This is a genomic window from Phyllobacterium sp. P5_D12 (genome assembly GCF_054049495.1).
Genome location: NZ_JBFUMG010001209.1, coordinates 1 through 513 on the forward strand (window position 1 = coordinate 1; position 513 = coordinate 513).

The 513-nt window shown below is 59.1% G+C and carries 1 protein-coding gene; it reads right to left on the reverse strand.

Going from position 1 to position 513, the window contains the following annotated elements:
* On the reverse strand, positions 1-230 hold a 230-nt coding region (rplJ, locus tag ACXJ5O_RS29540; protein ID WP_457302997.1), incomplete at its 3' end, for a 50S ribosomal protein L10.
* Positions 231-513: the final 283 nt, after the last annotated feature.

Sequence of the window (513 nt, forward strand, 5' to 3'; positions counted from 1 at the left end):
ACGAGTGCGTCTTTGGCGCATTCGTATTCGGTACCTTCCACTGCACGTGCCGCCAGCGTGTTCTTGACAACTTTCAAGAAAACGCCGGTTTCGCGTGCCTGCTTGCGCATCGCGGTCATCTGGGAGACCGTGGTGCCAGCATATTCGGCTGCGATCAAGGAGTGAGCCTTGGCGGCGACTTCTGCCAGCTCCGCGACTACTTCTTGCTTCTGGGACAGATTGAGAGCCATTGCACTCCTCCAATTGAACTCCGCTTACGGCTCCTGCCGAGCGCGGTCCTGGGCGGTATCCCTCCTGGACGCCGGGAACATCAGGTGATGTTCCAAGGGTGGGCCGTTCTAGACCTGGATGGCCAACCTGGGAGAACCCAGACGTGCGTAAACCAGAAAAACTCCAGAAGGGCACCATCTACGCAGGGTGATTCCCGAGAGAATCGATTAAGCGGTCGGTACTGCGCCGGCGGCGACTCCTTGCCAAAGCGAGCATCCCTGCCCGTCGCCGGTATGTACTGAC